The following is a 23,464-nucleotide window of genomic DNA, read 5'->3' as shown; positions in this document are numbered from 1 at the left end:
AGAACGGATATGCTGCAGAAGCAAAAGGTATTTGATACAAGCGCGCCCAACAGGTCAACCAAAATCATCAACGGCGAGTGTTCCGGGGTGTTGAACTGGGATGATATCCGCCACCCGGCGATGTACAAGCTGTACAAGGTGCTGATCGCCAACCACTGGATTCCGTCCGAGATTTCGATGAACAAGGACAAGCAGCAGTTTGCCGAACTGACGCCGATCGAACAGGACGCCTTCAAGAAGATTATCGGGCTGCTGGCTGTGCTCGACAGCATGCAGACCAACTTTGTGACCGATGTCGGCCAATACTTTACCGACTCGTCCCTGGTGGCCATTGCCGCCATTATCAACCAGCAGGAGGTGATTCACAACCAGTCCTACTCCTATGTGCTCTCCAGTCTGGTCGACTACCAGACGCAAAAGGACGTGTTTGAATACTGGAAACACGACCAGGTGCTTCTGGAGCGCAATCTGTTCATCGCCGACATGTACCAGCGCTTCCGGGACGACAAAACCCCCCAGACCTTCCTGGAGGCGCTTGTCGCCGACATGATTCTCGAAGGGGTCTTCTTCTACACCGGGTTTGCGTTCTTCTACAATCTGGCCCGTCATCAAAAGATGCTGGGAACCAGCCAGATGATCAGCTACATTCAGCGGGACGAGGCGCAGCACACCTACTTTTTCGGGGAAGTGTTCCAGCTCCTGCTGGCCGATTTTCCCGAACTGGATACGGAACAAAACCGCTTCTTTGTGTATGAAAAGATGAATCAGGCGGTTGCATTGGAGATGAAATGGGCCCGCCATGTGCTGACAGGCGTCGAGGGTATTGACTTTGACGAATTTGACCGCTACATCCGCTATATTGTCAACAAGCGGTTGGACATGATGGGTCTGGAAAAAGCGTATGAGGGCGTGGATAACTGCATGCCGTGGATTCGGCCGTTTTCCGACGAAGCCCTGAATCAAACCAAAACGGACTTCTTTGAAGGAAAATCCCGAACGTATGCCAAGGTGACAAAAGAAAACGGATTTGACGAGCTGTAATGGCGAAAAACAACTTTTGTGTCAACCAAAAAACCAGCGGGCAGCCAATATCCCGCTGGTTTTTCCGTTGCTTACCGGACATCTGTTTGTGCGGTGAAATGATGCTGGAACTGTTCCCGCAAGGCGCGTTTCATGAACTTCCCCACGGTCGTCTTGGGAATCTCGCTTACGAAGACGATGTCATCCGGCAACCACCATTTGGGAAACTGCGGAGCCAGGTACGCGAGCAGCTCTTCTTTGGTCACCTTGCCTTCGCTGCCCGCCTTTGGCACCACGCAGGCTACGGGCCGCTCGTCCCACTTGGGATGGGGAACTCCGATGCAGGCCGCTTCCAACACTGCCTCGTGGGCCATGAGCGCGTTTTCGAGATCGACGGATGAAATCCATTCGCCGCCGCTCTTGATCAAATCTTTCGTCCGGTCGACCAGCTTGATGGTCCCTTCTTCGTCAATCGTCGCCACGTCCCCTGTATGCAGCCATCCGTCGATAAACGCCTCCTGGGAGCGTTCATCCCGGTAATACTCATCAGCAATCCACGGTCCGCGGACGAGCAGTTCTCCCATTTCCTGTCCATCCCATTTCACTTCACCATGGGGTCCGACCACCTTGACTTCCAGCCCGGGTACCACCATCCCCTGCTTGGCGTACACATCCAGTTTGGCTTCCAACGGCAAATCCTGCTGATAGCTTTTCAGGCGGGAAACGGTAACGAGGGGGCTGGTTTCGGTCATGCCATACGCATGCAGGACAGGGATGTTGAACTTCTCCGCGTACGCCTTGATCATCCCTCTGGGCGCAGCGGAACCGCCGCAGACGATGTTGCGCAGGCTGCTGGTGTCGTAACGTCCTTTTTCCAGCTCCTGGTACAGGCCCAGCCAGATCGTCGGGACACCTGCAGCAACGGTTACCTTTTCGGATTCGATCAACTCGGCCAGCAGCTGCGGAGTGAATCTGGGGCCGGGCAGCACTTGGGTCGTCCCGAACCACGTAGCGGCAAACGGAAGTCCCCAGGCATTCACGTGAAACATGGGAACGACCGGCATGCAGACATCGGACTCGGACAGCGCGAGCGAATCGACCAGCCCAATGCCCATGCAGTGCAGGACAATGCCGCGGTGCGTGTACACTACTCCTTTCGGCTTCCCTGTCGTGGCTGACGTGTAGCACATGCCGGCAGGTTCATTCTCCTGGATATCGATGGGGTACTCAAAATGGGGATCGCCCTCCCGCAGCAATGCTTCGTACGAGTAAAGCGGTTGGAGGCTGGAGGCGGGCAGTTCCTCGTGATCCGTCATGAGGATGTACGCCTTCACTGAATGGAGGTGATCCTTGCAGCCCTCAATGAGCGGCAGCAGGTCTTCGTCGATCAGCAGCACCTGATCTTCTGCGTGGTTGATGATGTACGTGATGTGGTCGGGGGAAAGACGAATGTTGATCGTATGCAGCACAGCTCCCATCCCCGGGATGGCGAAATACGCCTCAAGGTGCCGATGGTGATTCCACGCCAGTGTCCCTACGCGATCGCCGCGCTTGACGCCCAATTTTTTCAGGGCACTCGCCAGCCGGCGCGTTCGTTCGCCGATCTCTCCATACGTCAACCGATGAATCCCGGTCGCCGTTCGGGAGATCACCTGTTTCCTGGAAAAGTATTGTTCCGCCCTTTCCATCATAGGCGCGATGGTCAACTGGACATTCATCATGCGCCAACCACCCCCTGCACAAGTACAATTATTATTTTGAAAATACATACTATTTTATACTATATTGCCGTCCGAAATCCTTCTGCAAACGAGAAACGAGCCCTGGGTTGCCTGCCTGCAAAACCCAGGGCTCACATTTGTTTCGGGGTACGTGCCTAAACGCCTGTCACATCTATGTCGCATAATCAGGAGCGAACAGTTTTTTCAGCACCAGCGTGACCGCGCCGATCGCCGTGGCGTGATCGCCCAGCCTGGAGAGTGTGATGGACGCGGCTTCTGCGGGCGTCTGCAGCGCCCGGTTGCGCACCGTCTCGTTGACCGCCTGCAGCAGAAAATCTCCCGCTTTGGCCACTCCTCCGCCGATGATCACCCGTGCCGGATTAAGGACGTTGATTACAGCGGCGATCCCGATGCCCAGGTAACGTCCCGCAGCCTGCAGCACCTCAATGGCCAGCGCATCCCCCTGCAGCGCGGCTGCATGGACGGTTTCGCCAGTGACCGCATCCAAGTCTCCGCCCGCCAGTTCGGCGATGATGCTTGTTCGGCCCCGCTGCAGCTCCGCCTTGGCCCTGCCGGCGATCGCCGGACCGGAGGCGAGGGCTTGCAGACAGCCGTAGTTTCCGCAACTGCACTGCGGCCCTGCGGGATCGACAGTGATGTGACCCAACTCGCCGGCCGTGTGGGTGGTTCCGTCAAACAGCTTTCGGTCGATGATGATCCCGGCCCCGACCCCCCGTCCTACATTGACGCAGACGAAGTGATCGATATTCTGGCCGCTGCCGAACCAGCTTTCGCCCAGCGCCATGGCCCGCACGTCATTTTCCACTTCCACCGGCAGTCCAAACGCAGTCTGCAGGCTCTCACGAATCGGAACGTTGCGCAGGTTCAGGTTGGGGGCGTAGATCGACACCCCTTCGGCCGGATTGACCAATCCGTGCATCCCTACGCCAATCCCGATCACGGACGCTTTGTTCAACCGATTCCGGTCCATGATGCTGCGGACAGCCTCTGTCAGCAGTGCCAGCAGCCGTTCGCCGGTCAGGCCGGCGGGCATGCTGACCCTAAGCGAGTCGAGCATCTCCGCATCCAAATTGGTCAGCACCAGTTTGATGTCTTGCGTTCCCACGTCGATGCCGATTACCTGAAATGCCTGAGCATGAATGCGCAGCAAAATGGGTTTGCGGCCGCCGCTGGAGACGCCCAGATCGCTTTCGATCACCAGACCGGATTCCAGCAGTTCGCCGACGATATTCGTAACCGTCGGAGCGGTCAACTGCGTCCGTTTTGCAATGTCGGCGCGGGAAATGGGCCCTTCGGTGCGGATGACGTTCAGGATCAGCGACTTGTTCAGCGATTTCATCAGCTGAAAGCTGCCTGCCATGCCTCGGACCATGCATATCCCTCCTTTCACGTCAGCGTGCCCGATGTGCACAATCCACACACCAGTGATACCACAAGCCGCTGTCCGGTGCCAGTCCGGTCATTTGTTCCGCTGTCTTTAGACCTAGCGGATCAGGATGTCCGGCCGCAGGTACGTCCGCCCTTCGCTTGCCGCCTCCATGTACACCCATTCGCCCGTGTGCGTGATGAATTCAATCTCTTCCTCGTGAACGAGGAAGGTATCTTCCATCTTGATGCCGCGAATCGACGGATTCCAGGCGTAGGCCTGCTGCGCCCGGACGACGCCTGTTTCGCCCGGACCGACGAGAAATTCGCGGGGGACGTATCCGCTTGGCCCTCCCTGATGCAGCAGCTGCCAGTCGTCAGGGTATCCCGCCCGTTTGTACGCTTCAATCCCCCGCTGCAGGATGTCCGCCAGCTTCGCCCCCGGTCGCGTCGCCGCAATCATCGCCACCTCGATCTCCGCCAGCTTCCGCTTGTTTTCTTCCAACTCGGGCGCAAGGTCCCCGAAATGGACGAAGCGGGTGGCGTTTGCCACCAGTCCCCCTTTTTCCGCACACAACACGAGCATGGCGTAGCGATCCAGCTGCTTCTCCGTCGGAATTGGATGGCGATAACGGAAAATCCGCTCGTCCGTGGCGACCAACAGCACCTGCGGGTTGATTCCTTCTCTCAGCAGCTTGGCCGCGAGATGGGCGGCGATTTCGTGCTCCGTCCACCCCCGCTGGAGCTCCCGGCAGGTGGCTTCGAGCGCCTTGGCCGCCGTTTGCCCCAGCTGGCGGTAGCGCTCCATCTCCTCGCCTGTCAGCGTGGACCTGATCTGCGCCAGTTCACTGGCCACATTGGGCAGGTGATGGAACCAGACGTCGGCACCCACAGCTTTTCCCGCGCACAACTGCAGGATCGCTTCATCGGTTCCTTCATACCATTCAGGCGTGACGAACTCGCAGCCAAAGCCGGCCAGTTCCTCGTCACGAATGCGGGCGGCTTCCATCCGCGTTGTAATGCAGTACATGCGGTCGGACAGGATCAGCAGGTCCGCCACGCCCAACTCCGTCGTGTTGACGATGTGGTTGTCCCCTCCTCCGGTCGCCCAGGCGAAATTGGACCGTGTGCGGAGCAGCACCCCGTCCAGATTTTGCGCGTTCAAAAACGCCCGTATTTTCGTTACTGCCTCAGTGGGCATGGCACAGGTCACTTCCTTTCGTCATTCCGATAAACTGCAAAACGTCCGTTTTCAAGCGGTTGAGCCGTTCGCTCGCATCAGCCGCATCCGTTCCCTTTACGCCAAAGTAAAACTTGATCTTCGGCTCCGTGCCGGAAGGACGGGCCGCAAACCACGAACCGTCCGCGAGCAGGACTTTGATTACGTCGGCCGGCGGCAGCCCATCAATTCCGGGCAGATAATCCTTGCGTGCGGTCACCGCAGCATCACCCACCCGTTCAGGCGGCTCTTTGCGCAGGCGCTCCATCAGCCGCTGGATTCGCTTGGCACCCTCCCGGCCGGTCCACGTGAACGATTCCAGCGCTTCCTGATAAAACCCTACCTGTTCATACAGCGCCAGCAGCACCTGATGCAGGCTTTTCCCCTGCTTGGCGTAGTAGGCTGCCATCTCCGCCGTCAACATGCACGCCTGCACCCCGTCCTTGTCGCGGCAAAAATCGCCGATCAGATAGCCGCAGCTCTCCTCGTAGCCAAAGAGAAACGTCTTCTCTCCCGTCTTCTCCCACTGCCGGATGGCTTCCGCGATATGCTTGAAGCCGGTCAGCGTCTCCACTGTTTCCACGCCGTACCGGGCGGCAATCGCGGCGCCCATCTCCGATGTGACGATCGTCTTCACGATCGCCCCGTTGCCGGGCAGCGCTTGTCGTTTTGCACGCTGGGACAGGATGTAGTCGAGCAGCAGCGCTCCCAACTGGTTGCCGGTCAGGCAGACAAATGCGCCGCTGCCGTCCCGCACCGCGACGCCAACGCGGTCGGCATCGGGGTCGGTGGCCATGGCCAGGTCGGCTTCCGTCTTTTCGGCAGTCTCGATCGCCAAGGCGAACGCCGCCGGGTCTTCCGGATTGGGAGAGGCCACTGTCGGAAAATCGGCATCGGGCCGCTCCTGCTCCGGCACGACGGTCACATGCCGGAAGCCGATGTCGAGCAGCGCCCTCTGCACCGGCGCGCTGCCCGTTCCGTGCAGCGGCGTGTAGACGACGCGGTAGTCTGCGTTGTTCTCCCGGGATTGGAATGCCAACGTGCGCAGCCGGGCGGCATAGGCCTCGTCCATCGCTGCGCCTATCTCTTCCAACAGCCCCTGTGCCGCAGCATCCTCCGCGTCCGCCAGCGGCACCGCCAGTTCGTCCACGTCCGCCAATTCCGCTGCGATTGCCTCCGCCGCGTCCGCGGTAAGCTGGGCACCGTCGGCTCCGTACAGCTTGCAGCCGTTGTATTCGGGCGGATTGTGACTCGCCGTGATCATGATCCCGGCGGCCGCCCCCAGATGGCGAACGGCAAAGGAGAGTTCCGGCGTGGGACGCACACCTTCAAACAAATACGCCTTTACCTGGTTGGCCGCCAGGACCAGCGCCGCCTCCCGGGCAAATGCGGAAGACTGTCGCCGTGAGTCGTACGCGATGACCACTCCCCGCCGCATCGCAGCGTCCCCCTGCCGGACGAGGAAACGAGCCAGGGACTGCGTCACCTTGCGGACCGTGTAGCGGTTCATCCGGTTGGTGCCGGCTCCCAGAACGCCGCGCAGTCCGCCGGTGCCAAACGTCAGCGACTGGTAAAACCGATCTTCGATTTCACGCTCGTCTCCTTCGATTTGGAACAGTTCCCGTCTCAGGTCCGGGTCCAGCTCCTCATGCCGAAGCCATCGTTCGTATTCTGCCTGCGCGTTCATTTCACATCTGCCCCTCCTCTCTCTTTACCGGTCCACACTGGCGTAGCCGTGCGGGTGGCGGCGGTGCCAGTTCCACGCGCTCGCGATGATCGTCTCCAGCTCAGGGCAGCGCGGCTGCCAGTTGAGCAGCCGTTTCGCCTTATCGGCGGAAGCGACCAGCACGGCCGGGTCGCCCGCCCGCCGGGGGCTAACTTTGGCGGGAATCGGATGGCCCGTCACCTTCCGCGCGGTGTCGATCACCTGTTTCACGGAAAAGCCCGTGCCGTTGCCCAGGTTGAACACATCGCTCCGGTTGTGCGTGCGGAGGTAGTTCAGGGCGAGCCGGTGTGCGTTCGCCAGGTCCATGACGTGCACGTAATCGCGAATGCAGGTCCCGTCTTCGGTCGGGTAATCGTCGCCAAACATCTCGATCTGCTCCCGCCGCCCCAGCGCTACCTGCAGGACGAGCGGAATCAGGTGGCTCTCCGGCTCGTGGTCTTCCCCGATCAGCGCATCCGGGTGGGCGCCGGCCGCGTTGAAGTAGCGCAGCGAGATCGACTTCAGTCCGTACGCCTGGTCGCACCAGCGAAACATCTTTTCCATGGCCAGCTTGGTCTCGCCGTACGGATTGGTGGGCACCGTCGGGTCTTCTTCCCGGATCGGGATGCGCTCAGGTTCGCCGTAGACGGCCGCTGTCGATGAAAAGACCACCTTGCGGACGCCGTGCTCCAGCATCGCCGACACCAGGGTATGAGTGCCGATCACGTTGTTGTCGTAATAGCCAAGCGGATCGCGGACGCTCTCCCCGACGAGCGATTTGGCCGCGAAGTGAATCACCGCTTCGATCTCATGGGCGCGGAACACCTCGTCCAGAAACCGCCGGTCCCGGATGTCTCCGCGGTACAGCGTGCCGCCAAGCACGGCCCGCTCGTGTCCTGTGCGGAGGTTATCCACCACGACGACCTCTTCGCCGTGGGCGAGCAGCTCCGCCACGGTGTGACTGCCGATATACCCTGTTCCACCTGTCACCAGAATCGCCATTATGCGCCGCCTCCCTCGGGCAATCGCCCATCTTTTTGCAAAAACCGCCGATACGCTTCCCGCAGCCGGGGCGCCGTCTCTTCCACGGACTGCGGATTGGTCGCCGCCCACGCTCCCATCTCCGAAGAGGCGTAGAACTTGATTTTGTCCCGATCCCGCAGCGGCGTGTAAAACTCGATGTGGAAATGGTAATAGTCCTCCACGTCGTCGCCGTTGACGGGGCGTTGGTGCATGACCATCATGTACGGGAACAGCCTATCGAACAGTTGATCCATCGCTCCGGTGGTGTCGCGAAGGATCGCGGCCAGGCTGCGTTTTTCCTCCGCAGTAAAATCGGTGATCGCCGTTTTGTGCTGTTTGCTGACGATAAACACGCCGTACGGGTAATCCGTAAAAAAGGGCAGGTAGGCGAGAAAGTGGTCGTTCTCGATGATGACCCGCTGTTGGAAGTTCTTCTCCTCGTCATTCATCTGGCACAGCAGGCACTTGCCCGTCTCTTGATAGTGCAGCTTGCAGCTTTCCAGCTCCTGCCTGATTTTCAGCGGCATTTTGGAGTAGGCGTAAATCTGTCCGTGCGGATGGGGCATGGTGACCCCACATTCTTCGCCCCGGTTTTCAAAAATCAGCACGTACTGGTGGCGAGGGTCTTTTTCCAGTTCAGCAAAACGCTCCGCCCACAGGTCGACCAGCTTGACGATATGATCAACAGAAAGTTCCGGCAATGTTTTCGTGTGATCGGGCGAGTACAGAATCACCTCGCACTTCCCGTACGACTTCGCCGTTCGGTACAGGGAGGTCTGCACCGGGTCCGGTTTCGGCGGATCGGGCGTCAGCACGGGAAAATCGTTGTCGTACTTGTACACGTCGTAGTGGTCCGGCACCTTGCCCGAGCCCGGGCAAAACGGGCAGTAATCCTTGGGCATGTGCGGACGGTGCTGCCTGTTGGACGCCACCATCGTCCAGTCGCGCAGCAGGGGATTGTAGCGCAGTTCAGCCATTGGCCAGATTCCTCCTTGCTCTCGTTCGTTTCGTTTTCAGGATGCTTGCAGAGGTTACGCGGAAGGAGGCAGGACGATTTCGCCCGCTCCGTCTCCAAGCTCGCACACGTAAAAGTCGGGTACCAGCCCTGTGGCTTGCGTGTAACGTCCGGCAACCTGACGCTTGAACGCGTCCACGGCGTCCGCCTGCACCAGACTGACCGTGCAGCCGCCGAACCCTGCCCCCGTCATGCGGGTGCCGATGCAGCCGTCAGCCTGTGCCGCCGCTTCAAACAGCGCATCCAGTTCGAATCCGGTCACTTCGTACAGGTCGCGCAGTGATTCATGCGAAGCTTTCATCAGGCGGCCGAACGCGTGCAGATCACCGGCTGCCAGGCATTGCGCCGCCTGGATGACCCGCTCGTTTTCGGCGACTACATGCTCCACCCGCCTGCGAATCACCTCGTTGGAGAGGGACGTGCTGACCTGCCGCCACTCGTTGCCGGAAAGATCGCCCAGCGAGCGGAGATGCGGCAGACGCTTCTGCAGTTCGCTTAATCCTTCCTCGCACTCCCGGCGGCGTTCGTTGTACGTGGAGTCGGTCAAGGACCGCCGCTTGTTGGAGTTGGTAATCACCAGCTTGTATCCGTCGATGCGAAACGGCACGTATTCGTAAGTCAGCGTGTCGCATTTCAGCATGATTGCATGCTCCTTTTTCCCCATCCCGACCGCGAATTGATCCATGATCCCGCAGCGCACCCCGACAAAGCGGTTTTCCGCCCGCTGCGCCAGTTTGACCAGTTCCATCATCGGCATGTCGATCCCCGCCAGGGCGGTCACGGCCACAGCGGCCGCCAATTCCACGGAAGCCGAAGACGACAGGCCCGCCCCGTTGGGAATGTTTCCGAAAAACAGCAAATCGGCCCCCTTCAGCAGCGGAGCGCATTCTGGCAGCGCCGTCAGTTCATGTACAACGCCCTTGGGATAATTGGCCCATCCGTCTTCTGCCCGGTAGACGATGCGGGACGCTTCACACGAGGTTTTCCCGGGAAAATTGACGGAAGCAAACCGGTACACCCCGTCCTGCCGGGGAGCGGCCAGCGCCCAGGTACCGTACGTGAGGGCGGCGGGAAACACATAGCCCCCGTTGTAATCGGTATGCTCCCCGATCAGATTGACCCGCCCCGGCGCAAAGAAGACGCGGACGTCTTCCCGTATGCCAAACTCCTCGCGAAATCTCGCGTGCAGCTGTGCGTAGATCTCCACAGACATCACCCTTTCCTTTCTCCTCTCGCCGGCATGATGTCGGCGGCAGCCCTTTCGATTCCAGGTGCTTGCCAACGTCAACCCCTGCTTTTCCGGCTGCCAACCGGCAGGGCCGTGGAGAGTGGGAAACATACTTTATTAAATTAATTAAATAATACTACGCACAAAGCTGATTCTCAATCATTGATTTTTTTGTTAGGGACGCCCTACTCAGTACCTTTTGTCTTTCGTGTAGATAAACTGCGGACTCATGAACGACGTAATCATTACTTTTGATTTGTCATTCTTCACTTCATATATGCGTTCGCCATGTTGTGTTTGCCCGATCAGTTTGCCAAACGTAAAGGCTGCCGGATCAGCAGAAATATCCCAGTAGTAAACATCACCATTGATCGTTACCTTACTGATGGAATATTCAGTGCCATTAAAAACCACCACTTGTACGTTGCGTTCTAACGAATATGTGGGGACGTTGAGCAGCTTGTAAATATTAAGGCTTACGAGCAATAGGATGATAAAAAATGCACAAATGATAAAGATTTTTCCCTTCATACATATATCCTCATCAGCTCCTTGGCAGCAATTAACGTTTTACTTGCGGGCAACTCCGGCGGATGGAGTCGTACCCTCTCTTTTCGTGGCCCAATCATTACGCATCCGCCGCTGCCGTCATTTTGCTCCCGGCTCAATGGCCGGGCCGTTCCAACATCAGCGTATGTAGCGCCGCTTTCACCGCCGCCACCTTCGCCTCGTCCACGGGCTTTTGCGCCTGGCCGTCTTCGCGCACGCCGGTGCCGAAATGGACTTCCGTCGCGCCGGTAGAGCGGATCACATCGGCCATCGTCGTCAGCGTCAGTCCGCTGCCGGCCATGATGGACAGATGCGTCCCCGCGGTCAACCGCACCAGGTCGGCGATCCGCTCCGCCCCGTCCAGCGCGCTTTTTTGTCCCCCGGATGTGAGTATCCGCCGCACCTGCGGATAGTGAAGCAGCACGCTTGCCGCTCCCAATTGGTCGGCGGCTTCGTCAAAGGCGCGGTGGAACGTGACGTCCAGCCCTTCCGCTTCGGCCAAAAGCTCTTCCAGCGCTGCCGTATCCACCTCACCCTGCGGCGTCAGGGCGCCGAGGACGATGCCCGCCGCACCGCTCTCGCGGATGACGCGGATGTCTTCGCGCATTACCCGCAGATCGTCGGCCGTGTAGCAAAACGACTGGCTGTGCGGCCGTACCATGACGTTGACCGGGATGGAGACGGCTTTGACCACCGCGTCGATCAAACCGCAGCTGGGCGTCACGCCCCCTTCCAGGATACCGCTGATCAGCTCAATCCGATCCGCCCCTCCCCGCTCTGCCCGTTTGGCGTCCTCCACTGTCGTCGCTATCACTTCCAGTACCATCGCGCTTCCTCCGTTCTCGTGTCTTGCATAGGTAACTGGCCGCAGCCGATCGGACTGATGTAGCAAGCCAAATAACGGCAGTCCGCGCTGACGGCAAAAATAGTGTATAATCAGAATAGCCATGCCCATACCGAATGACAACTGCATACTGGAAAATCCATGCGCACGCATGGGAGAGGTTCGCGAACTCCCTCTATAAAAAACTAAGGTGAAAAACAGTACCCTTGGTATTGTTTTGTTTTTTTTGCAGGATTCAGTTCAAGAACTCTCTTTCTTCCACCACAACGCAAAGGAGATGGAGAGCATGAAACAGGAAAAAGCCGTCGTCGTCTTCAGCGGCGGCCAGGACAGCACGACCTGCCTGTTCTGGGCGCGCAAGCAGTTTGGCGACGTGGCCGCGATTACGTTTGACTATCAGCAACGGCACAATCTGGAGATCGAATGCGCCCGGCAAATCGCCGAGGAATTGGGTGTAGAACACACGGTATTGGACATGAGCTTGCTTAATCAGCTGGCACCCAACGCGCTGACCCGAACCGACATTCCGATCGCCCAGGAAGACGGCCAGCTTCCCTCCACATTCGTGGACGGCCGCAATCTGCTGTTCTTGTCGTTTGCCGCCGTCTTTGCGAAACAGCGGGGGGCCCGCCATCTGGTCACCGGCGTGTGCGAAACGGACTTCAGCGGGTATCCCGACTGCCGCGACGCGTTTATCAAGTCGCTGAACGTCACGCTCAACCTGGCGATGGATTATCCGTTCGTCATCCACACGCCGCTCATGTGGCTGAACAAGGCGGAGACCTGGAAACTGGCCGACGAATTGGGCGCGTTTGACTATATCCGCGAAAAAACACTCACTTGCTACAACGGCATCAAGGGAGACGGCTGCGGCGAATGCCCCGCCTGCAAGTTGCGGAAAGCCGGCCTGGAGGCCTACCTGCGGGAACGCGGGGAGGTGAAGGCCTGATGAGCGGCTTTTTTGACTTCCGCATTGTCGACCGGCTGCAAACGCTGGGCAAAGAGATTCAAAAAGAACAGCTTCGCTATCACCGCAAGCGGGTGCTGGTCAGCAAGGAGTTTACCTTTGACGCCGCTCACCACCTGCACGCCTACGAAGGAAAGTGCAAAAACCTGCACGGCCACACCTACAAGGTGATCTTCGGCATCAGCGGCTATCCGAATGAGATCGGCATCGTCATTGATTTCGGCGACATCAAGGAGATCTGGAAGCGGCACATCGAAGTGTACCTGGACCACCGCTACCTGAACGAGATGCTTCCGCCGATGAACACCACGGCGGAAAACATGGTGGTCTGGCTGTTCGAGCAGATGGAGGCGCAGCTGAGCTCGGAAGCGTACCGCGACCGATATGACGGTGCCCGCGTGGAATTTGTCCGCCTGTACGAGACGCCGACCAGCTACGCCGAAGTGAGACGGGAGTGGATGTACGAGTGAACACCATTCCGGTGCTGGAAATCTTCGGCCCCACCATTCAGGGAGAAGGCATGGTGATCGGCCAGAAAACGATGTTTGTGCGCACCGCCGGCTGCGACTACCGCTGCCGCTGGTGCGACTCCGCCTTTACCTGGGACGGCTCGGCCGCAGGCGAAATCCGGCAGATGACGCCCGAGGAAATCTGGGGAGAGCTGCGCCGCATCGGGCAGGACCGCTTTGGCCACGTCACCATCTCGGGCGGCAATCCGGCGCTGATTGCCAACGTCGGGCAGCTCGTCCGGCTGCTGCGGGAGCAAAACATCCGGACGGCGGTCGAGACGCAGGGCAGCCGGTGGCAGGATTGGCTGCTGCAGGTTGACGACGTGACGATCTCGCCCAAACCGCCCAGTTCCGGGATGACCACCGACTTCGCCGCGCTGGATGCGATGGTGCACGCGCTGTCCGGCCGAGCCGGCGATGTGCGCACCAGTCTGAAGGTGGTCGTGTTTGACGAAGCCGATTTTGACTACGCCCGCCAGGTGCATCTGCGGTATCCGCGCGTTCCCTTTTATCTGCAGGCAGGGAACGACGACGTGGCGCAGGCCGATCTCGCCGGTCTGCGGGAGCGCTTGCTGGCGGCCTACGAATGGCTGATCGAGCGGACGATGACCGCAGCCGACATGAACGACGTCAAAGTGCTGCCCCAGCTTCACGCGCTGGTGTGGGGCAACAAGCGGGGCGTCTGACAAATGGCGCGTTTTTCAAACGAAACGGGGGAATATTGCATGGATAACCATCAGGAACGAGATCTTTCTTCGCTCACGCTGCTGGGCAACAAGCAGACGAAATACAGCTACACCTACGATCCCGATGTGCTGGAGACGTTTGACAACAAGCATCCGTACCGCGACTACTTTGTTAAATTCAACTGTCCGGAGTTCACCAGCCTGTGTCCGATTACCGGACAGCCCGACTTTGCCACCATCTACATCAGCTACATCCCGGACAAGAAAATGGTGGAGAGCAAGTCGCTGAAGCTGTACCTGTTCAGTTTCCGCAACCACGGTGACTTCCACGAGGATTGTGTCAACATCATCATGAACGACCTGATCAAGCTGATGGACCCGAAATACATCGAGGTGTGGGGCAAGTTCACCCCGCGCGGCGGGATTTCCATTGATCCGTACTGCAACTACGGCAGACCGGGCACCAAGTACGAGAAGATGGCGGAGTACCGCCTGATGAACCACGACATGTACCCGGAGAAGGTGGACAACCGCTGACAGAACGGACAGGTGAAGCCGCGGCGCATACACCGCCACCGGCCCACCTCAAAAAAATGCCAGACGAGCCGATCGTCTGGCATTTTGCCTGTAAAAAACGTCCTGAAAAGAATGGGCGTGTTGCCATCCGGAGACACAATGAGACGCGGGCCGCCGCTTCGTCTCCCGCTAGCGTGCCGCCTGGGCCGCTTTCAGCAGCAGCGGCGCCTGTTTATTGTACTGGCGGACAAGCTGTTCGAGGTGCCGTTTTACCTCAGCCTGCGGAAGCGGAAGCGGCAGTTGGTCATACTCCCGGCCGTTCACCACGATGAGGGATCGCAGCATTTGTTGCTGCGCTTCGCTGAGCGTGGCGAAGGACAGCGGTTTCGGCTTGACGGCCGCCGCCTGTGTCCGCAGCAGCTCCTGGAAAAAGGACTGCAGGTATTCGGTGTAGCAGCTGTCTATCGACTGCTCAACACCTTTTATCCATCTCTCCCGCACCAGCCCCCGTTTTTCCGCCCAGTCCCGCAACTGCTGCTGGGTCAGAGACTGGCTCGTCTTTCCATTCACGACGTAATACATCAGCGCGAAGAAGTCGTCATCCGACAGGATAGCGCGGCGGGGATCGTCCTTGATGATCCCTTTGGCGATCAGCGCTTGCAGGACTTCGCGCTTCCCGGAATTGACCGGCAAGTTAAAGTAGAGCGCCAGGTTGGCGAAAAACACGCGCTCGCTGTTGTCCGCCTCCGGCCATCGGTACGGTTTGCCGAAGTCCGCCAGCTCAAGCGGATTGTTTCGCAACAGCTCCCTGTAGGCTGCAAACGCCTGCGGCGTCAGCGGACGATACGAGACCGCAGGCTTTTTCGTGAACAGCGCCGTGCGGAACACCTCCTGTCCGCTGCTGTTCAGGTAGCCAAAATGGCCCCCTGCGGTAAATACGAACGGCGGTGCCTGGTCGGGTGACAGGCCGAACTGGCTGAATACCTTGTCTGCCGGCTTTACGCTTTCGTATTTCGGCGGTGTCAACACGCGGAGGTCTGTCCCCAACAGGCCGTACAAACCGGTGCGCTGGTCCTGGTAGGCGACGAACCGCTGCCCGCCGACGGTTTTGATCACTTCCAGCGAGCGGTATCCGCCGTTTGTCAGCCGGTTTCCGTCTGCCGCGTAGACATCCCAACCGCCATTACCCTGAACGAAGACTAGTCCGCTATTGCTATCGACACGATAGCCGCTGATCCCCTCCAACCTGCGGGCGGCCCCGTCTCCCCCTGCGAACCACAGATCGCGTCTGCCGTCCTTCTGTACAAACACGAACAGCGCGCGCTCGTTTACCTGCCAGGCGGTAAAGCTGTGATAGCGAAAGTCGCTTTCCACCTGCAGGGAGTCGTTTGCGATCTTTACCAGCGCCAGTTCGCCCGTGCCATTTTTTGTCCCGGCCGTGTAGATGGCTTCGCCAATGTCGATCAACATGATCGGCCGCTCGATGCTTTTATACCGAGCCGCGATCTTCACGTCTGTCGTCAGCATATTGCCATCGGGCGTGTACAGGTCTGCGGCATCACCGTCAACAGCGACCACGAGCTCGTGATCAGTGTACACGGACTGGTATGGCTTGCTGATTGGCTGCCTGGTCTCCTTTTCGATAATGACCACGTCCCCTTCCTTGTTGACAGACGCGGACAACGTGTCCGTAAGTGGGTAGATGGTCGGCTCGTTCGCATCCTGGGATGAGCCGTCCGATCGATAGATCCGCTGCTTGCCGTCTGGTCCGGTGACGGTAGCCGTTCCCGCGTACGAATCGTAGCTGATCAGCGTGTGTTCCGCAGGCGGCACGAGCAGACCCGCCTTCTGCGAATACAGCCCCACCTTTGTCCCGTCCTGCACGCTCACCATATTGTAATCGCCGATCGTGGTCACGGCGTCAAACCAGGCGTCCGGCTCCTGTACGGGCCTGCCCCACTCGCCCCGCAGGATGCCTTTCTTGCCGTCGGAGCGGACCAAAAGCCGTATCCCCGACACCCGTTCCACGCGCGGGTAGACAAACGGCACAACCGTTTCACCCCGGACGTTTTTGACGCCGTACAACCCGGTGGACGGGTCCTGTCCCAACACATAACCGCCGTGCAGGTACTCCGACTGCTTGAGCGCAAAGGAGGTTCCCCCGGCCGTCGAATGGTACGTGATGCCTCCCCCAGACACGGTGTAATAGGCGTCCGGCACATCACGCAAGACACCGACATCAGTAAAGCTGGGGGGAGCCAGCATGCCGTCTTTCCACAGGCCGACGCCCTCCTCAGCTTCCACGCGGAAGAAGCCGTTTTCCAGTGGAACCAGCGCCTTGTACTTGGGCTCCAGGAGGTATCGCCCGTTCAGGTCGACCAATCCCTGCTTGCCGCCGGATGCGATCCGGATGTACGCCGGTTTCAACCCGTTGTTCGGAACCAGCGAGGCGCGGGGCAGAGAAAACAAGGGCTTGAGGGTAACCGGATCGTACACGGTCAGTTTTTGGGCAGTGGTCGCCACCAGATAACGGACGCTTTCGTCTTCATCATCCGTTCCCCGTACCGCCACGTCCACCATTTCGATTTTCCCCTGGAACGGCGGCAGCAGCACCTTGCCGGACGGGTCCAGCAGCATGGAGGTGCTGCCGCCCATCGCAATCACCGTGGGGTATGTCCGGGACAGAAAATATGTGTGGGCGCCGGCAAATTTGCTTGGGGAAAGGGCCCGTTTCGGCAGATCAATGTACTGAAACCAGCCGCCTTTGCGGACGACGGCGATGTTTTTCCCGTCGGGGATGTCGGCATCATCCCAGACAGACGGCGTAATCTCCTTGCCGGTGCGACCGTCGAGAATCCCTTTTTTGCCGCCTTTGGTCACGACATAATAATCTCCCCGCTTGGCAGCATCGTCGAAAACCGCTTTGGTGACGAGCGAGCTGCCGTCGGTGAAGCCGATTTTGTAATCGGTTATATACGGATGAACAGTGCCCTGGCCGGCAGCCTGCCCGGTCGGCATCATCGCGCTCCATACCAGCGCGACGGACGTGACCAGGGCTGCGATTCGTTTGTTCACGTTGGGTCTCCCTTCTGTTTTGGCTGTCAATTGTAAGACGTTTCCGGACCAAAATGGTTGCGTTTCCGGTTTTCCGTATTCGCTCTGCTGCGCTCCGCTTATGACGACGGCAGGCAGTTTCGGCACATCGGTCTGCCTTCACATGCTGATAAGCAGCGACACGAGAATGGGGGTGCCAAAAGCGATACAGGACCGCGCCCGCCGGGGACTGCTCCCGGGACGGACCGGTCCTGCTTTTTGTGCCGATACATCACGTCGGCTCTCGCCTTGTCACACGGATGACGCGAACTGCTTGTCAAACCATTTGATCAGCGCCTGGGTGCCGCTGTCTTCCTCACCCTGCGCGGCCAGTTCCTCGTACAGCGATTTGGAGAGCTCCAACCCGGGGGTCATCAGCCCCATCTCCTTGGCCGCTTCCAGCGCGATGGTCATGTCTTTGATGAAATGCTTCACGTAAAAGCCGGGCGCGAAGTTGCCGGCGATCATCCGCGGCGCCAGGTTGCTGAGCGACCAGCTTCCCGCGGCTCCCGCCTCGATGCTCTGCAGCACGCGGGTGGGGTCCAGTCCGGCTCGTTTCGCGTACGCGATCGCTTCGCAGACGCCGATCATGTTGGTGGCGATGGCGATCTGGTTGCACATCTTGGTGTGCTGGCCGGCGCCGGGGCCGCCCTGCCGAATCACGTTGGTGCCCATCACCCGCAGGATCGGCTCCACCGCCGCATAGGCGTCCTCATCGCCGCCCACCATGATCGTCAGACGCGCTTCCCGCGCCCCCACGTCACCGCCGGAGACCGGCGCGTCCAAGGCAAAGAGCCCGCACTTTTTCGCCTCTTCGTAAATCGTTCCGGCGAGCGACGGCTTGGACGTGGTCATGTCAATCAGGTAGGCGCCAGGCTTGGCATGATGCACGATACCATCCGCCCCCAGATAAATCTCTTCCACGTCTTTCGGATAGCCGACCATGGTGATGATCACCTGCGCCGCTTTAGCCAGGTCGGACACCCGGTCCATCCACGTCGCTCCCTGGGCGATCAACTCCTCCGCCTTTGCTTTGGTCCGGTTGTACACGAGTACGCGGTACCCCGCCTTTATCAAATGGGACGCCATGCTTTTCCCCATCACGCCGGTGCCGACAAATCCGATCACCACATCTTTGTTCTGTACTGTCATCGTTTCCGCTCCCTTCCGCTGATGGCTTGTTTCACACAGAGGGAACTTCTCCTGCCGCCGTCCAAAATCCTGCACGCCAGCGCCAACAGCGTGGCAATGCCATAATTGCCGGAATCAGCGCGTGGTTGACTACGGATTATACTGAATATTTCGAATACACATGCACCGGGTCGCACGGCTGCCTCGCTTCCTGCCTGATTTTCGGCACTACGGCCGGCTTCCACAATGCTGTCACATCCGCAAGTGTCCTTTGTCCGCTTCCGGGCCCAGCCGGATGCCGTAGCTTTTGATCTTCCGGTACAGCGTGTTGCGGCCGATGTGCAGCAGCCGGGCAGCCTGGGAGATGTTACCCCCGGTCGCCAGCAGCGCCTCCTCGATCGCTTTTTGTTCGTGACAGCGCAGCGAAGTCGGCGCATCATCCCGCATGGCGGGCTCGTCTATGATCACGTGCTCCGGCCTGATGACTGCTCCCTCCGCCAGAAACGACGCTTGCTGAAGCACGGCCAACAGCTCCCGGATATTGCCGGGCCAGGAGTGCCTGCACAGCTTGTCCAGCGCTTCCGGGGACAGCTCTGCCGGCGTGTCTGCATGCTTGCGCAGAAGGTGTCCGGCCAATTGTCGAAGATCACTGCGCTCTCGCAGCGCGGGCAAATGCAGAATAATGCCTTTTAGCCGGTAGTACAGATCAGCCCGAAAACGGCCCGCCTGCACCTCAGCCGGCAGGTTCCGGTGCGTGGCGGCGATGACGCGGACGTCCACCCGTCTGGCCACGGCACTGCCCACGGGCGTGACCGTTTTTTCCTGCAGCACCCGGAGCAGCGCAGCCTGTGCACGGAGGGACATGTCTCCGATCTCGTCGAGAAAGATCGTTCCCCCGTTGGCCGCGACAAACTTGCCCGGACTCCCTTCTTTTTGCGCGCCGGTAAACGCTCCTTTCTCGTATCCGAACAGTTCGCTCTCGATCAGGGTGTCAGGAATGGCACTGCAGTTGACCGCCACAAACGGCCCCCGTCCGCTGGCCGCATGGATCGCCTGGGCGAACAGCTCCTTGCCGGTCCCGCTCTCCCCGGTGATCAGGACGGCCAGCGAGCTCCCTGCCGCTTTTCGGGCCAGCTCCTTGGCCCGGAGGATGGCCGGACACTCTCCGTAGATGTCGGCAAAGGTATACGGGCCCCGCTCCTGCCGGGATGCCTTTTCCCTGGTCGGGCTTGTCCCGATCGCAACTGAGCGGTAGACTCGCTGTGTCTCGTCCTTGATCGGGATCACCTGGAAGTGGGATTTGGGCGAAAAGGTTTGACCGAGGCAATCTTCTCCCAGGAGGCGGAGGGCAGCCCGGTTGGCGCCGGTCACGCGCCGGTCGGCGTCCAGCGTCAGCAGCGGCAGCGGATGGTGGTCAGACACTGCTTCCAGCTGCCGCAGCGTAATCAGCTGCTCCTTTTCCATCTCTTCGATCATGAAGCGGTTTTGCAGCAGTTCGGCGGCAAGCGGCGCAAAAGTCGCAATCACCGGGTGGAACCGGTCGTGCAGACCGCTGATGTTGATGACCCCGAGAAAGTCCCCGTTTTTGCCGTACAAGGGGGCCGAAGCGCAGGTGAGGAAGCGGTTTTCCACAAAATAATGCTCGCTTCCCCTTACGAACGCCGGCTTTTTCTCCTCGATCGCCACTCCGATGGCGTTCGTTCCTTTTCTCGATTCGTGCCAGTTGGCGCCCACCTGAAGCTGCACCTGAGCGGCGCGGTTTGCAAATTCAGCATCGCCGCTGGCATACAGGATCGTCCCTTCCCGGTCGGTCAAAAAGACGACGCAGCCAAACTGCCGGATGACCGGATACAGCTTGGAAAAGACCGTTTCGGCATGGCTGACCAGAGAGCGGTGCCGGTCGATCAGTTCCTTGATCAGTGTGCCGGTAATAATCTGGTCATCCGCCTTGTCATCCGGTTTGAGCCCGCGTTCATGAGAGCGCTTCCACGACAAGGCAACATCAGGCGGGAAGTCTGACAGAAACACCTGATCGAACATCAATAGGCCTCCTTTCCGATCATTACGTACTTCTATGGTACCATAATCGTCCGAATCTTATAAATGTTCCGTTTTGGGGCACCGCTGTTCCATTATGGCACAGGCAGCCGGAGCAATGTTCCACATTTCGCCTGAAAACGACGCAGATTACGGAGTTGGCATCTTCCTTGCACATGGATAGAGGCAGCTGCCATCAACAAATTCATCAACATTTTTCATGAGGAGGGGTATTCCATGATCTATGCGCAACCCGGACAGGACGGCGCGAAGGTGACGTTCAAGAAACGCTACGAAAACTACATTGGCGGTCAGTGGGTCCCGCCTGTAAAAGGGGAGTATTTTGAAAACGTTTCCCCCGTCAACGGCGCGGTCTTTTGCGAAGTGCCCCGCTCCACCGCCGAAGACATCGAACTGGCGCTGGATGCCGCCCATGCCGCCAAAGCCGCGTGGGGCCGGACGTCTACAGCGGAGCGCGCCCGCGTGCTCAACCAAATCGCCGACCGGATGGAAGCCAACCTGGAGATGCTGGCGGTGGCGGAGACCTGGGACAACGGCAAGCCCATCCGCGAGACCCTGGCTGCCGACTTGCCGCTGGCGATCGACCATTTCCGCTACTTCGCCGGCTGCATCCGCGCCCAGGAGGGAACGCTGGCGGAGATCGACGCCAATACCGTCGCCTACCATTTCCACGAGCCGCTCGGCGTCGTCGGCCAGATCATTCCGTGGAACTTCCCGCTGCTGATGGCCGCCTGGAAGCTGGCTCCGGCGCTGGCCGCAGGCAACTGCGTCGTCATCAAGCCCGCTGAACAGACGCCCGCCTCCATCCTGGTCCTCCTGGAGTTGATCGGCGATCTGTTGCCCCCGGGCGTGCTGAACGTCGTCAACGGCTTCGGACTGGAAGCCGGGAAGCCGCTCGCATCCAGCAGCCGCATCGCCAAGATCGCCTTCACCGGAGAGACGACGACGGGCCGCCTGATCATGCAGTACGCATCCCAGAACATCATCCCCGTCACGCTGGAGCTGGGCGGCAAGTCGCCCAACATCTTCTTCCCCGACGTGTTTGCCAAGGACGACGCGTTTTTGAACAAGGCAATTGAAGGATTCGTGCTGTTTGCGCTCAACCAGGGGGAAGTGTGCACATGCCCGTCCCGCGCCCTGATCCACGAATCGATCTACGAGCCGTTCATGGAAAGAGCGCTGGCCCGTGTCAAGGCGATCAAGCAGGGCAATCCGCTGGACACGGAGACGATGATCGGCGCGCAGGCCTCTACCGAGCAGATGGAAAAAATTCTCTCCTACATCGACATCGGCAAGCAGGAAGGCGCGGAACTGCTGACCGGCGGCGAACGGCAGTCGCTCGGCGGCGGTCTGGAAAACGGCTACTACATCCAGCCGACCGTCTTCAAGGGGCACAACAAGATGCGCATTTTCCAAGAGGAAATCTTCGGTCCGGTGGTGGCTGTGACCACGTTTGCCAGCGAAGAAGAGGCGCTGTCCATCGCCAATGACACGCTGTACGGCCTCGGTGCCGGTGTCTGGACGCGGGACATCAACACAGCCTTCCGCATGGGCCGGGGCATTCAGGCCGGTCGCGTCTGGACCAACTGCTACCACGCTTACCCCGCCCACGCCGCGTTCGGCGGGTACAAGCAGTCCGGCATCGGACGGGAAACGCACAAGATGATGCTGGAGCACTACCAGCAGACGAAAAACCTGTTGGTCAGCTACAGCCCCGATGCGCTGGGCTTCTTTTGAGAAGACGATGGCCAACGTGCAGAAGGTGCTGGCTACCGACGCCGCGCTGGCGCTGATCGAACGGCTTAAAGCCAAGTACGGCCCGCTGATGTTTCACCAATCGGGCGGCTGCTGCGACGGCAGTTCGCCGATGTGCTACCCGGCAGGAGAGTTTCTCATTGGCGACAGTGACGTGCTGTTGGGTGAAATCGGCGGATGTCCCTTCTACATGAGCCGGGCCCAGTACGAATACTGGAAGCACACACGGCTCGTGATCGACGTCGTCGAAGGCCGCGGCGGCATGTTTTCCCTGGAAGGGCCGGAAGGGGTGCGCTTTCTCACCCGCTCCAGCCTGTTTACCCCGGAAGAGTATCAACAGCTTCAAGACGAATGGAACCGCTGAATACGCAGCCCGGATCGCCGTGATCCGGGCTGTTCGCCATCCTCCGGGAGCAGGAGCGCCCCCGGGCAGAAAAAAAGCCGATGTTCCAAATGAACATCGGCTCAGCGTGTAGACAAAGTACCGAAGGTACAAGGTCTACACGCTTTTTTGTCGAATAAACATGACATTCAACGCTTTATAGAGGTGGAAGCATGCTGAACAAGCAACAGGCCGAAGGTCGTTATCAGATATCCGTAGTCTCGTTAGATGAATTGGTTCCACAAGATCATCTCGTTCGCAAAATCGAAAATGCCATCGACTTTTCATTCATCTACGACTTGGTGAAAGACCGGTACTCTCTCGACAACGGAAGACCCAGCATTGACCCCGTCGTCCTCATTAAAATGGTGTTCATCCAATACCTGTTTGGAATCCGTTCCATGCGACAAACCATCAAAGAAATCGAAACGAACATTGCTTATCGGTGGTTTCTGGGTTACGACTTTACACAACCGATTCCCCACTTCACTACGTTCGGTAAAAACTACGTACGACGATTCCAAGGAACGGATCTGTTTCAAAAGATTTTTACTCGTATTCTCGAGGAGGCTTGCCATCATGGATTTGTAGATCCCTCGGTCCTGTATATTGATTCCACCCATGTAAAAGCCAGTGCGAACAAGAACAAATACATCA

General features: G+C 59.0%; 20 protein-coding genes and 1 riboswitch. Of the genes, 8 read left to right on the top strand and 12 right to left on the bottom strand.

Translation table 11 applies throughout. The features are described from left to right. Window positions 1-12 precede the first annotated feature (12 nt). On the top strand, window positions 13-1,041 hold the full coding sequence (locus tag ETC00_RS10170) for a ribonucleotide-diphosphate reductase subunit beta (protein ID WP_171566043.1): 1,029 nt from the start codon (window positions 13-15) through the stop codon (window positions 1,039-1,041). Between the two features lie 71 nt (window positions 1,042-1,112). On the opposite strand, the gene ETC00_RS10165 is transcribed toward ETC00_RS10170, so the two are convergent. From ETC00_RS10165 to ETC00_RS10125, 9 genes are all read right to left on the bottom strand, one after another. After that, complete coding sequence (locus ETC00_RS10165) at window positions 1,113-2,741, bottom strand: long-chain fatty acid--CoA ligase (RefSeq protein ID WP_171565892.1); 1,629 nt, start codon at window positions 2,739-2,741, stop codon at window positions 1,113-1,115. 172 nt (window positions 2,742-2,913) lie between these two features. Further along, window positions 2,914-4,134, bottom strand: coding sequence for an ROK family transcriptional regulator (locus ETC00_RS10160; protein ID WP_171565891.1), 1,221 nt, complete (start codon window positions 4,132-4,134; stop codon window positions 2,914-2,916). A gap of 111 nt (window positions 4,135-4,245) precedes the next feature. After that, window positions 4,246-5,328 carry a M24 family metallopeptidase gene (locus ETC00_RS10155; RefSeq protein ID WP_171565890.1) on the bottom strand — a complete coding sequence of 361 codons (1,083 nt, stop codon included), beginning with the start codon at window positions 5,326-5,328 and terminating at the stop codon, window positions 4,246-4,248. Then, on the bottom strand, window positions 5,318-7,033 hold the full coding sequence (locus ETC00_RS10150) for a phospho-sugar mutase (RefSeq protein ID WP_171565889.1): 1,716 nt from the start codon (window positions 7,031-7,033) through the stop codon (window positions 5,318-5,320). Before ETC00_RS10150 ends, ETC00_RS10155 begins: the two co-directional genes overlap by 11 nt. Before the next feature lie 24 nt (window positions 7,034-7,057). After that, window positions 7,058-8,053 (bottom strand): UDP-glucose 4-epimerase GalE, encoded by a 996-nt coding sequence (galE, locus tag ETC00_RS10145; protein WP_171565888.1) that lies wholly within the window; start codon window positions 8,051-8,053, stop codon window positions 7,058-7,060. Then, a complete protein-coding gene (gene galT / locus ETC00_RS10140; protein ID WP_171565887.1) occupies window positions 8,053-9,051 on the bottom strand; it encodes a galactose-1-phosphate uridylyltransferase in 999 nt (332 codons plus the stop codon). Before galT ends, galE begins: the two co-directional genes overlap by 1 nt. Before the next feature lie 54 nt (window positions 9,052-9,105). Continuing rightward, window positions 9,106-10,302, bottom strand: coding sequence for a galactokinase (locus tag ETC00_RS10135; protein ID WP_171566042.1), 1,197 nt, complete (start codon window positions 10,300-10,302; stop codon window positions 9,106-9,108). 204 nt (window positions 10,303-10,506) lie between these two features. Further along, the gene (locus tag ETC00_RS10130; protein WP_171565886.1) at window positions 10,507-10,848 is read right to left on the bottom strand and encodes a hypothetical protein; all 342 of its coding nucleotides are present in this window, start codon (window positions 10,846-10,848) and stop codon (window positions 10,507-10,509) included. Window positions 10,849-10,981: 133 nt separating this feature from the next. After that, window positions 10,982-11,692: a copper homeostasis protein CutC gene (locus tag ETC00_RS10125; RefSeq protein WP_171565885.1), complete on the bottom strand. Its 711-nt coding sequence runs from the start codon at window positions 11,690-11,692 to the stop codon at window positions 10,982-10,984. Between the two features lie 169 nt (window positions 11,693-11,861). After that, window positions 11,862-11,905: riboswitch (PreQ1 riboswitch) on the top strand. 82 nt (window positions 11,906-11,987) lie between these two features. Here ETC00_RS10125 and queC point away from each other — a divergent pair. Genes queC through queF form a run of 4 tightly spaced genes read left to right on the top strand, consistent with a single transcriptional unit; the run spans window position 11,988 to window position 14,409 of the window. Beyond that, complete coding sequence (queC, locus tag ETC00_RS10120; protein WP_256379882.1) at window positions 11,988-12,659, top strand: 7-cyano-7-deazaguanine synthase QueC; 672 nt, start codon at window positions 11,988-11,990, stop codon at window positions 12,657-12,659. Then, the gene (gene queD, locus ETC00_RS10115; protein ID WP_171565883.1) at window positions 12,659-13,147 is read left to right on the top strand and encodes a 6-carboxytetrahydropterin synthase QueD; all 489 of its coding nucleotides are present in this window, start codon (window positions 12,659-12,661) and stop codon (window positions 13,145-13,147) included. Before queC ends, queD begins: the two co-directional genes overlap by 1 nt. Further along, the gene (queE, locus tag ETC00_RS10110; protein ID WP_371808892.1) at window positions 13,144-13,872 is read left to right on the top strand and encodes a 7-carboxy-7-deazaguanine synthase QueE; all 729 of its coding nucleotides are present in this window, start codon (window positions 13,144-13,146) and stop codon (window positions 13,870-13,872) included. The genes queD and queE overlap by 4 nt, the downstream gene beginning before the upstream one ends. 39 nt (window positions 13,873-13,911) lie before the next feature. Further along, window positions 13,912-14,409 carry a preQ(1) synthase gene (queF, locus tag ETC00_RS10105; protein WP_171565881.1) on the top strand — a complete coding sequence of 166 codons (498 nt, stop codon included), beginning with the start codon at window positions 13,912-13,914 and terminating at the stop codon, window positions 14,407-14,409. A 168-nt stretch (window positions 14,410-14,577) separates the two neighbouring features. On the opposite strand, the gene ETC00_RS10100 is transcribed toward queF, so the two are convergent. The 3 genes from ETC00_RS10100 to ETC00_RS10090 form a co-directional block, all read right to left on the bottom strand. Further along, window positions 14,578-17,463, bottom strand: a complete 2,886-nt coding sequence (locus ETC00_RS10100; protein WP_171565880.1) for a WG repeat-containing protein — start codon at window positions 17,461-17,463, stop codon at window positions 14,578-14,580. Window positions 17,464-17,733: 270 nt separating this feature from the next. Next, window positions 17,734-18,672: an NAD(P)-dependent oxidoreductase gene (locus ETC00_RS10095; RefSeq protein WP_256379884.1), complete on the bottom strand. Its 939-nt coding sequence runs from the start codon at window positions 18,670-18,672 to the stop codon at window positions 17,734-17,736. 192 nt (window positions 18,673-18,864) lie between these two features. Next, window positions 18,865-20,652: a sigma-54-dependent Fis family transcriptional regulator gene (locus tag ETC00_RS10090; protein WP_171565878.1), complete on the bottom strand. Its 1,788-nt coding sequence runs from the start codon at window positions 20,650-20,652 to the stop codon at window positions 18,865-18,867. A 234-nt stretch (window positions 20,653-20,886) separates the two neighbouring features. Between ETC00_RS10090 and adh the strand changes: the two genes are divergently transcribed. The 3 genes from adh to ETC00_RS10075 all read left to right on the top strand — a co-directional run. Beyond that, window positions 20,887-22,407 (top strand): aldehyde dehydrogenase, encoded by a 1,521-nt coding sequence (gene adh, locus ETC00_RS10085; protein ID WP_171565877.1) that lies wholly within the window; start codon window positions 20,887-20,889, stop codon window positions 22,405-22,407. Between the two features lie 7 nt (window positions 22,408-22,414). Then, window positions 22,415-22,789, top strand: a complete 375-nt coding sequence (locus ETC00_RS10080; RefSeq protein ID WP_171565876.1) for a DUF779 domain-containing protein — start codon at window positions 22,415-22,417, stop codon at window positions 22,787-22,789. Window positions 22,790-22,980: 191 nt separating this feature from the next. Next, a partial coding sequence (locus tag ETC00_RS10075; RefSeq protein WP_171565875.1) for a transposase occupies window positions 22,981-23,464 on the top strand: 484 nt, incomplete at its 3' end.

Origin of the sequence: Brevibacillus sp. MCWH (assembly GCF_013096935.1) — a bacterium.
GTDB classification, from domain to species: Bacteria; Bacillota; Bacilli; order Brevibacillales; family Brevibacillaceae; genus Brevibacillus; species Brevibacillus aydinogluensis.
This window is presented reverse-complemented; position numbering and strand designations above follow the sequence as displayed.

Bases quoted from the DNA above. Each gene is read 5' to 3' on its own strand.
- ETC00_RS10165 (WP_171565892.1), bottom strand. From the start codon at position 2,741: ATGATGAATGTCCAGTTGACCATCGCGCCTATGATGGAAAGGGCGGAA.
- ETC00_RS10160 (WP_171565891.1), bottom strand. From the start codon at position 4,134: ATGGTCCGAGGCATGGCAGGCAGCTTTCAGCTGATGAAATCGCTGAAC.
- ETC00_RS10155 (WP_171565890.1), bottom strand. From the start codon at position 5,328: ATGCCCACTGAGGCAGTAACGAAAATACGGGCGTTTTTGAACGCGCAA.
- ETC00_RS10150 (WP_171565889.1), bottom strand. From the start codon at position 7,033: ATGAACGCGCAGGCAGAATACGAACGATGGCTTCGGCATGAGGAGCTG.
- galE (WP_171565888.1), bottom strand. From the start codon at position 8,053: ATGGCGATTCTGGTGACAGGTGGAACAGGGTATATCGGCAGTCACACC.
- galT (WP_171565887.1), bottom strand. From the start codon at position 9,051: ATGGCTGAACTGCGCTACAATCCCCTGCTGCGCGACTGGACGATGGTG.
- ETC00_RS10135 (WP_171566042.1), bottom strand. From the start codon at position 10,302: ATGTCTGTGGAGATCTACGCACAGCTGCACGCGAGATTTCGCGAGGAG.
- ETC00_RS10130 (WP_171565886.1), bottom strand. From the start codon at position 10,848: ATGAAGGGAAAAATCTTTATCATTTGTGCATTTTTTATCATCCTATTG.
- ETC00_RS10125 (WP_171565885.1), bottom strand. From the start codon at position 11,692: ATGGTACTGGAAGTGATAGCGACGACAGTGGAGGACGCCAAACGGGCA.
- queC (WP_256379882.1), top strand. From the start codon at position 11,988: ATGGAGAGCATGAAACAGGAAAAAGCCGTCGTCGTCTTCAGCGGCGGC.
- queD (WP_171565883.1), top strand. From the start codon at position 12,659: ATGAGCGGCTTTTTTGACTTCCGCATTGTCGACCGGCTGCAAACGCTG.
- queF (WP_171565881.1), top strand. From the start codon at position 13,912: ATGGATAACCATCAGGAACGAGATCTTTCTTCGCTCACGCTGCTGGGC.
- ETC00_RS10090 (WP_171565878.1), bottom strand. From the start codon at position 20,652: ATGTTCGATCAGGTGTTTCTGTCAGACTTCCCGCCTGATGTTGCCTTG.
- adh (WP_171565877.1), top strand. From the start codon at position 20,887: ATGATCTATGCGCAACCCGGACAGGACGGCGCGAAGGTGACGTTCAAG.
- ETC00_RS10080 (WP_171565876.1), top strand. From the start codon at position 22,415: ATGGCCAACGTGCAGAAGGTGCTGGCTACCGACGCCGCGCTGGCGCTG.